The 14,023-nt window shown below is 34.5% G+C and carries 12 protein-coding genes; 7 read left to right on the top strand and 5 right to left on the bottom strand.

From position 1 onward, the window contains the following. Positions 1–37: 37 nt before the first annotated feature. Positions 38–592, bottom strand: a complete 555-nt coding sequence (gene ruvC / locus LB452_RS00430; RefSeq protein WP_224459757.1) for a crossover junction endodeoxyribonuclease RuvC — start codon at positions 590–592, stop codon at positions 38–40. Between the two features lie 27 nt (positions 593–619). Between ruvC and LB452_RS00425 the strand changes: the two genes are divergently transcribed. Both LB452_RS00425 and LB452_RS00420 read left to right on the top strand, forming a co-directional pair. Next, positions 620–1,564 carry a flippase-like domain-containing protein gene (locus tag LB452_RS00425; protein ID WP_224459756.1) on the top strand — a complete coding sequence of 315 codons (945 nt, stop codon included), beginning with the start codon at positions 620–622 and terminating at the stop codon, positions 1,562–1,564. After that, entirely contained in the window at positions 1,561–2,694 is a 1,134-nt protein-coding gene (locus LB452_RS00420; protein WP_224459755.1) for a glycosyltransferase, read from the top strand. The genes LB452_RS00425 and LB452_RS00420 overlap by 4 nt, the downstream gene beginning before the upstream one ends. Before the next feature lie 154 nt (positions 2,695–2,848). On the opposite strand, the gene LB452_RS00415 is transcribed toward LB452_RS00420, so the two are convergent. The 3 genes from LB452_RS00415 to LB452_RS00405 all read right to left on the bottom strand — a co-directional run bounded on the left by LB452_RS00415 (position 2,849) and on the right by LB452_RS00405 (position 6,711). Then, on the bottom strand, positions 2,849–3,319 hold the full coding sequence (locus tag LB452_RS00415; protein WP_224459754.1) for a hypothetical protein: 471 nt from the start codon (positions 3,317–3,319) through the stop codon (positions 2,849–2,851). Between the two features lie 13 nt (positions 3,320–3,332). After that, a complete protein-coding gene (locus tag LB452_RS00410; RefSeq protein ID WP_224459753.1) occupies positions 3,333–4,589 on the bottom strand; it encodes a glycosyltransferase in 1,257 nt (418 codons plus the stop codon). A 151-nt stretch (positions 4,590–4,740) separates the two neighbouring features. Beyond that, on the bottom strand, positions 4,741–6,711 hold the full coding sequence (locus LB452_RS00405) for a putative porin (protein WP_224459752.1): 1,971 nt from the start codon (positions 6,709–6,711) through the stop codon (positions 4,741–4,743). Positions 6,712–6,824: 113 nt separating this feature from the next. On the opposite strand from LB452_RS00405, the gene LB452_RS00400 reads away from it, so the two are divergent. Together LB452_RS00400 and LB452_RS00395 are read left to right on the top strand one after the other, a co-directional pair. Beyond that, the gene (locus tag LB452_RS00400) at positions 6,825–7,424 is read left to right on the top strand and encodes a ribonuclease HII (protein ID WP_224459751.1); all 600 of its coding nucleotides are present in this window, start codon (positions 6,825–6,827) and stop codon (positions 7,422–7,424) included. Between the two features lie 67 nt (positions 7,425–7,491). After that, positions 7,492–9,945: a hypothetical protein gene (locus tag LB452_RS00395; RefSeq protein WP_224459750.1), complete on the top strand. Its 2,454-nt coding sequence runs from the start codon at positions 7,492–7,494 to the stop codon at positions 9,943–9,945. Here the strand turns inward: LB452_RS00395 and lipB are convergent. Beyond that, positions 9,942–10,646, bottom strand: coding sequence for a lipoyl(octanoyl) transferase LipB (gene lipB / locus LB452_RS00390; protein WP_224459749.1), 705 nt, complete (start codon positions 10,644–10,646; stop codon positions 9,942–9,944). The genes LB452_RS00395 and lipB overlap by 4 nt on opposite strands. A gap of 334 nt (positions 10,647–10,980) precedes the next feature. Between lipB and LB452_RS00385 the strand changes: the two genes are divergently transcribed. From LB452_RS00385 to LB452_RS00375, 3 genes are all read left to right on the top strand, one after another. Then, the gene (locus LB452_RS00385; RefSeq protein WP_224459748.1) at positions 10,981–12,471 is read left to right on the top strand and encodes a hypothetical protein; all 1,491 of its coding nucleotides are present in this window, start codon (positions 10,981–10,983) and stop codon (positions 12,469–12,471) included. A gap of 567 nt (positions 12,472–13,038) precedes the next feature. Further along, positions 13,039–13,419 (top strand): hypothetical protein, encoded by a 381-nt coding sequence (locus LB452_RS00380; RefSeq protein ID WP_224459747.1) that lies wholly within the window; start codon positions 13,039–13,041, stop codon positions 13,417–13,419. A gap of 5 nt (positions 13,420–13,424) precedes the next feature. After that, on the top strand, positions 13,425–13,886 hold the full coding sequence (locus tag LB452_RS00375; protein WP_224459746.1) for a hypothetical protein: 462 nt from the start codon (positions 13,425–13,427) through the stop codon (positions 13,884–13,886). The last annotated feature ends 137 nt before the right edge of the window (positions 13,887–14,023 follow it).

Below are 14,023 nucleotides of genomic sequence, written 5' to 3'. Positions count from 1 at the left end.
GAAAACAAACTTCTCTGTCGGAATGACAATAAAACCTTTACTTCTTTACCCGTTTTTCATTCTTTTTCACAAATGCATCCCAGCTGGTATATGAGGTTCCAATGTCAGGTTGTCCACTGTTGTAGAAATGACAAACTGCCGCCGCCAAACCATCAGTGGAGTCTAGATTTTTAGGGAGCTCTTTTATTTTGAGCATCTGCTGCAGCATTTTAGCAACCTGCTCTTTACTAGCGTTTCCGTTGCCCGTAATCGCCATTTTAATTTTTTTAGGAAGATATTCGGTGATAGGAATTTCTCTGGATAAGCCAGCCGCCATCGCTACTCCTTGAGCACGGCCTAACTTCAACATGGACTGTACATTTTTTCCAAAAAACGGGGCTTCAATGGCAATTTCATCGGGGTGGTATGTGTCTATCAATTCGATGGTGCGCTCAAAAATGAGTTTCAATTTATTGTAGTGATCATCGTATTTTGTAAGCATGAGTTCATTTAACTGAACAAATTTCATTTTTTTGTTCACAATCTCAATGACTCCAAAACCCATGATGGTGGTTCCTGGATCGATACCTAAAATGATTCTTTCTGTCGCCAATAGCTTATTTATTTGTTATTTTGTAGAATGCAGTTCCCTCACAAAACTAAGCAATTCTGGAGTTTAGCCGTCAAACTTTTGGTGGTAAGTCTAAGTTTTATTGTGATTTTCAGGGCAGTTTACGAAGTGGACAATTCTCAATGGCAACTGATTTATGATTTCTCTAAATTTTCTAGTCTTCTATGGGTTGGTTTTTTTCTTTCTCTTCTGAATTGGTCACTGGAAGGCTTAAAGTGGAGAACTTTGCTTAGTGATTTCAAAGTCATTAAATTTTCCATCGCCTTTTCAGAGACCTTGAGAGCTCATGCGGTCAGCATAATTACACCCAATAAAATTGGAGAGTTTGGTGCCAAAGCGAGTTTCTATTCTAAATCTATAAGACCGGAAATTTTAAAACTAACCTTGACAGGTCAGCTGTATCAATTAGCTACCACTTGTCTTTTCGGCTCGATAGGGGTGACTGTAATTTACACTCAGTTGTCGTTTAAGTTAAAATTATATATCGGAATTGCTTTAGGAATACTATTTGGCGTGAGTTTGATTGTTTATGCCTTGAAGTTCAAAAATAAATGGCTCACTCGGTTAAATCTGTATTTAATTTCCATTACAAAAATATCAGATATTAAAAATGCTAAAGTTTTATTGCTCTCAATTTTGAGGTACGTGTGCTTCAGCCATCAGTTTTATTTGCTAATGTGGATATTCCAACCTGAATTGAATTATGTGCAGGTTATGCCGATTATCTTTTCGATTTACTTTATTAGTTCTTTTGTTCCAACGTTTTTGATTCTGGATGCTACTGTAAAAGCTGGTTTTGGCTTAGTCCTATTGCAAAACCATCTTTCTTCTGAATTTATTATCCTAGTAAGCTTCCTAATGTGGATTTTTAATTTCGGCATTCCTGCTTTGTTTGGTAACCTTTTACTTTTGACACCAAGGCGTATTTCGTTTCATTCCAAAAAAGTCCTATGAGTTGGCTTGTGGTATTCTATCTCATCTTAGGCTTGTATATCTTTTATATCCTTTGGTTAACTTTTGGATTACCAAAACTTAAGTCAACTGATTTTAAATTATCGAATCAGCCTGAAACTAAATTTTCTGTGGTTATCTCTATGAGAAATGAAGCGGAGAATTTACCTGCATTATTTCAGTCGGTTTCAGACTTGTCGTATCCTAAAAATTTATTCGAAATTATTTTAATAGATGACGACTCTCAGGACGAATCCTGGAAACTGGCTAGAGCATTTCAAGCTCACTATAGCGACATCAAAATCTATCTTCTATCAATTTCAGAAGAAAAGTATACGCCTAAAAAGAATGCAATCTACACAGCCATACGAAAATCTACTTATCCATATATTTTGACGACAGATGCGGATGTGATTTTACCTGAGAATTGGCTGAAGAGCTTTGATGCTAAGCTACAGAGCACTGGAGCAGATTTATTAGCGGGTGGAGTAATAGTGGCTAAAAATTCTTCATTTCTGTCTCATTACCAGCATTTTGATATGTTAAGTTTGCAGCTTTTTGGTTTAGCAAGTTTTGCCAGGAATCAACCTGTGATTTGTAATGGCGCTAATTTATGTTATAAAAAACAAGCCTATTTGGATGCTGAAGTCAATTACGGAAAGGAAGATATAGCTAGTGGTGATGATGTGTTTACGTTGCAGAAATTCAAACAATTAGGCTATGAAATAGACTTTCTAAGTGATGCTCAAAGTGTGGTTTGGACTCGAGCTTTGGAGTCGTTTGAGGGTTTGTGGCATCAGCGAAGGCGATGGGCAAGCAAAACTGCATCTGTGGAAAGTTGGTATATGAAAAGCGTAGGAGTTTTGGTCACTTTGATGCAGCTTGTTTTGGTTTTAGGCTTAATTCTTGGGTTTTGGGAATCGACTTTTTTTGGATTTTTGATCAATGCCTTTTTGTTGAAATTCATCATCGACGGCTGGAGTTTGACTCGAATGGCAAAGATCCAGAATCTAGGATTTTGCTGGACAGATTTCTTTAAAGTTAGTTTGGTATATCCTTTTTTCACCTTGTTTTTTTCATTGACAAGTTTTTACGGAAAATTCGAATGGAAGGGGAGACGGTTTAAGAAATAAGAATAGTTTTTGAGTCGATGAGCCAATGAATAAAAGAAATAAGTCTCGAGAACTAAATCTAATAAATCATAGTTGCGAAATATAACACAGTAGGAAGTAGTTTTAAATTTAAAATGAAAAATAGCAGCTTTCAAATTTGAAATCATCCTACTTTTTACTTCAAAATAATCGGAAGTTCTGTTCTCAAGGAAACTGGAACACTTCTTTTTTGAGCAGGATACACTTCAGGTAACTTAGAAATAGCTTTTTTTAGTATTTCTCTGAGATGAGGGTTTTGAGAGTTGATTTTATCTGGAATTCTAATCTCTTCAATATTTAAATCACCTTCTACAGTTATAAAAATATTGACTATTAAAGTATCTTGAGTGGAGCTTGTTGTCGAAATTTGATGCGAAGCTAAATAGTCACTTATTGTGTTTTTAATTTTTGTTTCAAAACAAGTCTTGCTTTCTGCCTTGGAAGTTATTGTTCCACAATTTTGAAACGTAGGGTAAAAATCGACTTCGTTCCAATTGATGGATTTCATCTCTTTTTCCAAAATCTGATCTGCAGATTGTTTTTTGAGATCAAAATCTTTGCAAGAGAGGAGCAATAAGAGGGATAAAAACCAAAAACAAAACTTCATAAAGTAAATGTAATCAAATGCTTTCTTTTGAAGTGTTTTTGTTTTTGGATTCTATCCAAAGAGACATGTATTTGGTGCTTTGGGTAGTGTGATGCATCAAAACTTGTCCAGTAAAGTTTTGTTGCCGATGCAGGTTCAAGTCCTGTTCCAGTTTTTTCAAACGCTTGAAGAAATTGGCTGCAAAGACTTTCCTTTGAAATCGCTTATTGATAATATTGAAGCCGTTGCGCTGTGCAATCTTCCAGCGCTTTGGCATTTTATAAAGCAGAATGGCCTGCTTGGCGATTTCTTCTGCAGAGTTGGCAATTTCGCCGCACCAGGGGAAGTCGCCGCATAAACCTTCCGCGCCAACAGTGGTCGTGATGGACGGCGTGCCAGCTTGCATTGCATCTATGAACTTACCTTTTAAACCAGCACCAAACCGTAAAGGACCTAGCAAAACTTTAGCTTGCTTGATTGCATCTATGGCATTCGGTGCTCTTCCTTTAATTAGAAAGCCTTGCTTTGCACTGTGAAGTTGCTCTACCTTTTGAGAAGTGTAAGCGCCATAAACGTGAAGTTCTGCTTCTGGTAATTCTTTTTTGATCAGTGGCCAGATTTCTTCTTTCAAGAATAAAGTTTTGTCCCAATTTGGCGCATGCAGAAAATTACCAATGCTAATGAAATGTTGACGAGCATCAAAATTTGGTAGATTTTCAACATCATTAGTTTTTAGTGGTTTTAAGAGAAATGGCAAATAAAGCAGTAAACTCTTCTGGACTTTGAACTCATTCACCAATAGATCCATTTCGGATTTGGAGATGATTAAGCTTAGATCACATCGTAAAATAGAAGCGATTTCTCGCTTAGCAATATCTGTATATAAATATTTCTTTTTAAAAGTTTTCTTGTCTTTATAAGCTTGTTGTCTTGCTTTTCTTAAGAAATGTAAATCTTCAGTATCCAAAATTCTCATCGCCTCAGGACACTGTTCTGCAATTCTCCAGCCAAATTGCTCTTCCATCATAAACCTATCAAAAAGCACATGTGTAGGCTGTTCTTCTATTAAAAACTCATCAAAACTAGAATCGTTGACCTGAATTTGTTTCTGCGTAATGCCGAGATCTTCCAGGTTTTCAGCATTTTCAGAAAATTTGGCTGGTGAGGCATAAATCACTTCAAATTTTTTCTTCAAAAACAAATCTATAATCTGCATCATCCGTCCTCCAGCTGCAGAAGAATTAGGCTCTGGCCAAACAAATCCAATAATTAGTAACTTGGAATGACACATAAATTCAAATTTTGATTTTTACGAAAGTCGGAATTAAAGCTTGTTCTCAAAGTAGCTTTTTAAATATTTAATAAATAAATATCAATACACTACTATTAATTTCAGACAAGAGATAAAAATTAATGATTTTGATATTGAAAAATAAATTGATTTATAAAAAGAAATTCCAGACCAAGCCGAATCGGATAGCAAAGTCTCTATAGGGTTGTCTTGGCGCCGCAAAATTTGTATTACCTTCAATTAGGGTCGTGAAGTTTTCAAGCTTAAAATAAATACGGGCTTCTCTTATTTTTGCATTTATAAAGAAATCTGCGGTATAGAAACTTTCTAGCTTTTGAAAATCTTGGATGGCAAATTCTGAAAGAATAGGATCATAAGCTTTGCTCATAAAGCTCGTGAAGTAATTAAACGTAAAGCCTGTCTGAAGATATAGGGCTTTGTCAAATAGAAAATTATCGTAAAAAAGTGAATTTCTGGTTACAAATTCTGGGACTGGAAATACAGACTCACCTTCTAGTACATTTTGATACATGACTGTATTTGCCAAATTGAAGTGACTGTACTTGAAATCTTTTTCAGCCTTTACCTTAAGATATCGAATTTGAAGATCGGTTTGAAGTGGTCTTACCAGGCTGTCTGTTGCAGAGCCTTCAGGTGCTTCTTCAAATCCAAAATAAGCATGATTGTCTATTTGAGTAAATGAAGCGGAAACTCTTCCGTAAACTTCAGACTTTGCCTCAATCCCAAGATTCTGAGTGTTGACGTTATCAAAATCTGGATTATACCAGTTGTAGTTCTCGTAATCACTTTGATTCAAAATCCAATTGAAATTGGGTGCGGTTGAGCTTAAATCCAATCTCGCACAAAACTGAAGTGAATCTGAAATTTTGGTACTCGCTTTACCATGGACTTCATATCCACCATCATAATCTCCAGTAATATTATATAGTGCTTTACCCTCAAGCTTGAACCCCTTATAAGTTTTTAAATATGTCCCTCCCAGGCTAATGACATCTGTTTTAAGGCGGTTGGGAATGCTGTTTTCTTCAATCAAAGTTGAGTTATATCCATAGTTCAGGTTGGAGTGTTTGGCCATAAAACCGATACGACCCAGGTACTTTTGATAATAAGATAGTACCATTGCGTTAGAAACATTCTGGTATTCAACCTCTTTATTTAAGTCAGAGTTTTCGAAAGGTGTTCCAAAAAATTGAGGTGTTGAGCTAGCTTGAGTAAAGGAGTATTCTTTATCCGTAAAATCCATGATGTGGTTTAAACGAATTTGCCCGTTTTGCGTAGAATCATTTCCTGGTCTGATGTTGTAATATTGATTCAGATAGAACCGTTTTGCATCCATTTTGTTTTCTGCATTTCTAAGTCTTACTTCAGCAGAAGCTCTATTCTGTATTTCTTCAATCTCATCTATAAACTGTTGATTAGCTCGATCTGTCAAACCACCATTTTCTTGGTTCAAGATGTCCTGCGTAGCAAAGTGAGATCTAACAAAATAGCGATTGTTTCTTGTTCTATAATTAAGACCAATTCTGAGGTTTCCTGTACTCGTCAGTTCTCTTTGATAATTCCCCAAAGATCTCAGTCCTTTATAAGCAATAGAAACGTTTAGATTTGGTTTCAAATTGGTAGAAAACGTAGCATCTAGATTTTGCCCTTGTTGAAAAACAGTTCTGAAGTAAAGCTCAGTCAAAGGCGTAGGAACTTCGTAATAAGGAATATCTTCGACTTCCAAATAAAAGAAATGTTTTGCTCTTGCTCCAAATCGAGGTAAAGCCTGCAAATCATCAAACGAATACCCTAATTCTGTGAAAGGCCTGCCAATATTGGAAAAAGGCAAGAGTTCAAAATCATCCTTTCTTAGATAATTGTAAGCGTAGTCTTTTCTTATACTGAGTGTGGTATCCACATAGGTGGTGTCGTTACTTATGCTTATGATCTTATAACTAGTAATAGGAGGTTTATCCCGGTCACTTTTTACTGATGTTGTTTTTTCCCTGGCATTTATACCCTCAGTGTTTTTCGGAGTTTCAGCTCCACTCAGCGTCTTTTGAGCTACCGAAAACGTAGAAAATAAAATTATAAAGATGAAAGTGAGTACCGACTTCATTAGCAATTTAAAAGCGTGAGCAAAAGTATCATTTTTAGTTTACTTAAGTTTTAATGTTATTGTGAAATCAATTTAGAATTTCAGAATTCATATTTTTGTTACTGAATTTGATGATGCTACAACTTAACTATCAAGATAAATACTTAGAATGTGGAACAGACGAAGCAGGTCTTGGCTGCTTGGCTGGGCCTGTGACAGCGGCGGCTGTCATTTTGCCAAAAGAGTTCAAAAATGATATCCTCAATGATTCTAAGCTTCTTACATCCAAAAAACGTGAAGTGTTGGAAGTTATTTTAAAAGAAACATCTGTTAGTTTTGGTATATCACACATATTTATGGAGACCATCGACGAGATAAATATTTTGAACGCGTCAATTTCAGCTATGCATTGTTCCATAGAACAGCTTAATCCTCATCCTGAAATGATTTTGGTAGACGGCAACAGATTTAAGCCTTACAAAAAAATTATTCACGAGTGTATCATTAAAGGGGATTCAAAATTTTTAAGCATTGCAGCTGCTTCTGTTTTAGCTAAGACCGCCAGAGATGCGTTCATGAAAAAAATAGACAAAGAATTTCCCATGTATGGTTGGGCCCAAAACAAAGGATATCCAACCAAAGCGCACAGGAAAGCTATTCAAACTTATGGGATAACAAAATATCACAGAAAAAGCTTTAAGTTGTTGCCAGACCAATTGGGATTAAAATTATAAACCGAGACATTTTCTTGTTTAAATCCTATTTTTCAACTTAATTTTGTTTTTTGAAATTCTTCTATCTATGCGCCATCTTTTTATTATTATTTGTGTTTCAATAGGTTTAAGCTCCTGTGATTTTGAATCAGATTCAGCACAAGGCAAACTCATAGATTTTATTCCTTCCAAGTCTATATTGATTTTAGAATCTGAAAATCTTTCTCAATCCGTCGAAGAGTTAACCTCTACAGAACTATTTCAGAACAATATTTCATTAACTGTTTTTTCAAAGATTCAGAATAATTTTAAATTTTTAAAGTATTTTCAGCAAGATGCAGAAGCATTTTTAGTGGTGACTCCTATAGGTGAACGCGAACTCGCAACCTCATTAATTATCGAAGACAAGTATTTAAGCCTGGATTCTATTCAGCTTAAAAAACAAACCAGGATAGAATATGCTGGTAAAGAGATTTCAGAATTTAAGCTGGAAAATGCTACATTTTATTCAACGCTTATTGATAAAGTGAGAATTTCCTCAGAGTCCAAGCTTATCGTAGAAAATGTGATCAGGGCTTACAATAATCAATTCAAATTTGATGAGACTTTCTATAAAGCTCATAAAGCTGCCACCGGAGAGACTTCATTTTTTATCAACCTTGAAGAAGCAGATTATCTTTATAAAAATGAATTCAAAGGCTTAAACGCAAAGTCGATGAAAGGTTTAGGAAAGTGGCTAAGTTTAGATTTAGAAGTTTCTAAAGGCAACTACAAATGGTCTGGAGCGATCCTGAGCGAGGAAACAACTGGTAAATTGAATTTATTTAAAGGAACTTCTCCAAAAACATTCAGGCTTCATGAAGTTACCCCTCTCAACGCAACAGGATTTCTAAGCTTATCTTTTTCTGATTTTAATAAGCTTCAGGAAAATAGATCCAAACAAAATTATACAGCATCCTCTCCTTTTAAATTTATTTTTGAAAATGCAAACGAGGTTGGAGCTATAGAGCTTGAAAACGGGGGATTAGTTTATGACGTGGTAAGCTCAAATGTGACAAAAACTTTAGACTCCTTATCTAATATAACACAACAAGAAACATCATTTAGAAACCAAACCATCTATAGCTTTAAGGCTGAGAATGTATTTGCAGATTTTTCTCCACTTCTATCCAATCATAAGTTTTCTGTATTCACCGTTTACGACAGCCATTTTCTATTCGCTAAAGACCAGGAGGTTTTAGAGAACCTGCTGGTAAACATCAATAATCGATCGATCTTGAGTGAATCTACTTCTTTTCAAACCGCTTTGGACAAAATGAGCTCTTCTGCACACATGGTTTGGGGAGGACAGCTTGATGGTATTAAGAATAAACTTGAAAAATTGGCGACAACTGACTTTTTACCCAACCTGAAAGAATTTAATACCAAAGGCTATAGCTCCACAATTATGCAAGCGACGCACGAGGGAAATTTTGCTTTCGTCAACGGAATCCTTTCTAAAAATAAGGCGGAAGATAAATCAACTGAAGCCATACAAGTGAAGCGTATAAAACTTGAAAACACCATTACCTCCAATCCTTATTTCTTCACCAACTGGAGAACCCGACAAAAAGATATTGCGATTCAAGATGAAACAAATGCGCTGCATCTGATTGCTAAAGATGGAAAAACGATTTGGACAAAAGCTCTCGATAGTAGGATTGTTGGTGACATCCATACCTTCGACATCTACAGAAACACAAGGCTTCAAATGGCTTTTACGACTCAAAATAGACTTTATGTTATTGATAAAAATGGTAAGAATGTAGATCCATTCCCTCTAGACTTCAATGATTTTATAACTGAGGGGCTCGCTATTTTTGATTACGACAATAATGGAAAACATAGGTTTGTAGTGGTTCAAAACGATGAGGTGTTGATGTTTGACAAAGATGGAAAGCTGGTGAAGGGTTTTGATTATAAAGCTCAAGGCGTCATCAAACGGACACCAAAGCACATCAGAATAGGCCGGAAGGATTATATTCTGGTGGAAAATGACCAAGGCCTCAAAATCTTAAGCAGGACAGGTGCAGAGCGTGTGAAACCGAAACAAAAAATATCAACATCTGGGAATGAATTTGGCTTGCACGATGAAAGTTTTGTAGGAACTAATAATGAAGGTGATTTATTAGAAATTTCTGAAACTGGATCCGTAAAATCTTCAGATATGAATTTATCTTATAATCACTTTATCACGGTGAGTCCTAAGCATGTAGTAACTTTTTCTGAAAATAAATTAATCATCAACGGCGTGAGTAAGACTTTGGATTATGGTCTGTATCTTCAACCACAAATTCACGAACAAGCCAATAGAACTTATTTTAGTATAGTGGATCAGCAAGCAAGTAAAGTTTACGTATTTGATGAACAAGCTGAATTAGTTTCTGGATTTCCTGTTTTTGGAAACTCTCAAATCACTCTGGATCTTGAACAACCCAACCAATTTCAATTTATCACAAAAGGCGATGATAATGCGGTGTTGATTTACACTAAAAGTCTTTAAGCATCCTGAAGTTCGGCTTCGAACAGTTTAGCGAAATGTTTTTTTAGCTTGATTTTCACTTCATCAACCGGAATTTCAGCTTTGCCGAGTTCTACGTTTAAAGAAGTCACAGATTTGTCTTGTATACCACAAGGCACGATGTTATCAAAATATCCCAAGTCAGCATTCACATTGAAGGCGAAGCCATGCATGGTCACCCACCGCGAAGCACGAACGCCCATTGCACAAATTTTTCTGGCAAACGGAGTGCCCACATCCAGCCAAACGCCAGTTTCACCTTCACTGCGTTCTGATTTTAGGCCATATTCTGCCAAAGTAAGAATCACCATTTCTTCAAGAAAACGGAGGTATTTATGAATATCGGTAAAGAAATTTTCAAGATCTAAAATCGGATAACCTACAATTTGTCCAGGGCCGTGATAAGTAATATCACCACCACGATTGATTTTATAAAAGGTAGCGCCTTTTTCAGCTAGCTGCTTTTCATCGAGAAGTAAATTGGCCAAATCTCCGCTTTTCCCTAAGGTATACACATGCGGATGCTCAACGAAAATCAGGTGATTTTCTGTAGCTAAATCGGTTGATTCCCGTCGGTTTTGAACCTTTATGTTGAGTACTTTTTGGAACAATTCCTCTTGAAAATCCCAGGTTTCTTTATAATCGCGTTGTCCCAATTCCAGGACTTTTATGGCTTTATTCATGGATTTAAAATTGTACTACAAATGTACACTTTATAGCGTAGACCTTGGTTTTATTCTGAAATTCTTAGGCCTCTCCCCAACCCCTCTCTAAGGAAATGGGCTTTTTTAAAAAATGTACGGTTTTCCCGCAGCAAAAGTACGGTCGAACCGTAATTCTTTTAAATCTTAAAGTTTTATTATTGCCTAGTTAATAATTTACGAAGTGATTTTACACACACACACACACAGCGAAAACCGTTCGACTTTATGAAAGAATAGAATTTATCTATGGGTTTACTTAGTTGTGAGTTTTACTCCCAGAAAACTTCATAACTAACAAAAACACATATTTAAAATGAAAACTATATCCATAAAACTATTACTTCTAATTTCAATTCTGTTTATAGCATTAGGCTGTGAGAAAGATGATGCTATAGGGGAAGGCGAAAATTCTTCTGAAATCCAAGAGGTTCTTAGTAAAACATTAAATTTAGAAGATATTCCTAACTACGATAAAGTTAATAAAAGTATTCAAAAATTAGATAAGAATTTAAATTCTGGCGCGAATTCTTTATTTAAGAATTTAGATAATGATGAGGTTCAAATTTTGACAGATGACATCATATATATGACCTATGCAGAAACTCATACTTATACCTTCAAATTGCTAAGAAATAATCCTCAATACTATATAGAAAATATAGTCTTACATTATAATGTTAAAACCTTTTCTTATGATGAATATTTAGTACAATATGACGTCAATGATCAAGAATTTATACAGATAAACCAAGGTTCTTCTTTAGGTGATGATGTAGATGTTCTCATAACTGAACTAAAAGGAGGAACCTTAAATTCTTTTTTAGGTAAGAGTTCCTGTTTTAGGGTTTGTGAGACTGTTAATGTAAATTGTTCTGCAGGAGGGGATCATTCATATGGTCAGACTTGTAATGGAACTGCAGACCAACAACCTTATCAATATCAGTCTTGTGGCTCAGTGTGTATAGAAACAAATCCAAATCCGCCAGAAACCATAGACGATGGAGGAAATACTGGCGGTGGTGGAAGCACCCCTGGCGATGATAACGTACTGACCAATCCAAATCCAAATGAACCTTGTGAAACAAGTAATGGATCTACAGGTATTACTGGAGATGACGGATGCATAACTACAGTAGATGAAATTGAACGTGGTAATTTACTCATATCTATAGGTGATAGGCTGTCTATTAGTGAAAGAAACTGGGTAAATAACCAAGCTCCATTATATAAAATTACCCAAATCAATCAATTTATCGACGAATTGAGCTGGAGAGATAGGAATGAGGGAAAGGATTTTGCAGTCGAAGTTGTAAAAGTATCAATTGAAAACCCAGAGGTAGAAGTGGATTTTGAAAATGAATATAATCTTAATCTAATTCAATTTGAAAGTATTCAAGAGTTTTTAGAAAATATTGATTCTGAATCTTTAGCAAGTTCGACATTGATCGACTTACAAGATAATATTGTAAATTCAATAGCTGAATTTACAATAAATAGAAGTCCATTGACTCCATGCAAGTTAGATGTAATAATATCATCAAATTATAACAGCCATGAAGACTGTTACGATTTTGATAATGTAAATACAAGTCTTTCTGGTTTTACAACTCCTTACAATTTTGAACAATCTAGCGAAGTAAATTCTGTTATTGATGGTGATTATATATTTATTTCATTATCTGGAACACTTACAACAGGTCTAAATATCCAAGGTTATGGCTTGTTCTATAGTGAAACTATTATAATTGAGATTAGGATTAATAGATTTAATGGAGAATTCGATACTGCTAAAATAATTAGATAAATAATATAAAGAATGGAATTAGTAACGGATATTTTAATTGGACTGAGTCCTTTTTTAGGGTTTTTCCTAATACTTTTGATAACCTATTATATAATTAGAATTTTTATTTTGTTAATAAAATATCTAAAATTGAAAATAAAACACTTAGAGGAAAAATCTGAAAACTGAATTTTTATATAATAAATGACTCTGCAATTATCTTATTAAATAAATGAGGTGATTGCAGAGCATTATTTTAAGAGTGATTTTATTGGATTGCAAGACTATTATACAAGATATGTTTATGATAATCCTAATCCTATAATCTTCAAAATAGAGAAGAAATTAAAAATATACCTGATTCCTTAAATACGTGTAATTGTGCAACTTTAGAAAAATTCAATTTAGGGATGAATTTCAAATTGTATGTTGAAGAGGAAAGCGGCTGGGTAAGTTATGATGCCAAAAAGTTGTTGGTAGAAGAATAATAGAGAGTCTGGACTGCTTTTTAAAACTGACGTTTACGGTGATACTGTTTGGAGAGAAAATGCATTAATTATCTTAAAAAACTAACAAATTAAAGTTATGATGAAACTTACGATAACATTGGTGTTGGTCTTTGTATTTTTTAATGAAATGTGTTCAACTAAAGAACAAATACTTATAGACCTTGTAAATGATGATAAATTAAAAGTGTTTTTTGAAAACAGAAGAATTATTAATTTAGCAGCTAGCTCAGATTGTAAGCTTTCATCTGAATTTAAAAAAATGTTTAATATTAAGCTTGTGTCAGATGAAAAAGTAAATGCTTTAAAATTTAATTCAATTAATATTCAGGAAAATTGTCTTGAAGTAGAAATTCAACTCTTTTCTGAAAATACCATTTACAAAGCAGAATATGGAATTTTTGAATATGATTCACTTGTTCTAAATAATAGTTATTTGATACAAATAAGACAACCTAAATGAATTCTATGAAGCTATTATTCTTTATTTCAGGACCTATACTTATTGTATCCATTTATCTACTTGTTAATTTCTTTATCAAAAATCGTCTAAAGTCCAAAACAAGGACTAGGCGTTTTTTAATTACAATTTCAGCGTCTATTTTAATTTATCTAATTCTTTTTTTGAGCACTGTATTTATTTATTATGGTTATACACCTCAATTAGATTTTAATCAGCAAGTATGGATGGAAAAACCATTAAAAAGACACTTAATGCTTGAAGATTTGATAGAAAAGAAGTTGCTTACATCCTATACGACTGAGGAAGTAAAGGCGAAGCTAGGTGAGCCAACGACAGAAAATGATAGCATTTTTGAATATAAAATATTAGAAGCAGGAAAATTAGATATTTATGAAAATAGATTGCTTATTTATCATGAAAACAAGGAAGTCAGTAAAGTGGACTTGAAAAAGAGAAAACTGCATTAGAATCTACTAAAAACCACCTCCATTGAGGTGGTTTTTCCTTAAACCCTTCAGCTGAACCTCTTCACTTAAGAAGTTGCATGAAGTCAGTTGAGAACACAAAGCTAAGGATCTAAACCATGAGGTCAACTTGAATCAAA

Origin of the sequence: Psychroflexus longus (assembly GCF_020164595.1) — a bacterium.
GTDB lineage: Bacteria > Bacteroidota > Bacteroidia > Flavobacteriales > Flavobacteriaceae > Psychroflexus > Psychroflexus longus.
The sequence above is the reverse complement of the archived record's forward strand: the minus strand, read 5'-3'. Positions and strand labels throughout refer to the sequence as shown.

Bases quoted from the DNA above. Each gene is read 5' to 3' on its own strand.
- LB452_RS00410 (WP_224459753.1), bottom strand. From the start codon at position 4,589: ATGTGTCATTCCAAGTTACTAATTATTGGATTTGTTTGGCCAGAGCCT.
- LB452_RS00405 (WP_224459752.1), bottom strand. From the start codon at position 6,711: ATGAAGTCGGTACTCACTTTCATCTTTATAATTTTATTTTCTACGTTT.
- LB452_RS00415 (WP_224459754.1), bottom strand. From the start codon at position 3,319: ATGAAGTTTTGTTTTTGGTTTTTATCCCTCTTATTGCTCCTCTCTTGC.
- LB452_RS00385 (WP_224459748.1), top strand. From the start codon at position 10,981: ATGAAAACTATATCCATAAAACTATTACTTCTAATTTCAATTCTGTTT.
- LB452_RS00420 (WP_224459755.1), top strand. From the start codon at position 1,561: ATGAGTTGGCTTGTGGTATTCTATCTCATCTTAGGCTTGTATATCTTT.
- LB452_RS00375 (WP_224459746.1), top strand. From the start codon at position 13,425: ATGAAGCTATTATTCTTTATTTCAGGACCTATACTTATTGTATCCATT.
- LB452_RS00425 (WP_224459756.1), top strand. From the start codon at position 620: ATGCAGTTCCCTCACAAAACTAAGCAATTCTGGAGTTTAGCCGTCAAA.
- LB452_RS00400 (WP_224459751.1), top strand. From the start codon at position 6,825: ATGCTACAACTTAACTATCAAGATAAATACTTAGAATGTGGAACAGAC.
- LB452_RS00395 (WP_224459750.1), top strand. From the start codon at position 7,492: ATGCGCCATCTTTTTATTATTATTTGTGTTTCAATAGGTTTAAGCTCC.
- lipB (WP_224459749.1), bottom strand. From the start codon at position 10,646: ATGAATAAAGCCATAAAAGTCCTGGAATTGGGACAACGCGATTATAAA.
- LB452_RS00380 (WP_224459747.1), top strand. From the start codon at position 13,039: ATGAAACTTACGATAACATTGGTGTTGGTCTTTGTATTTTTTAATGAA.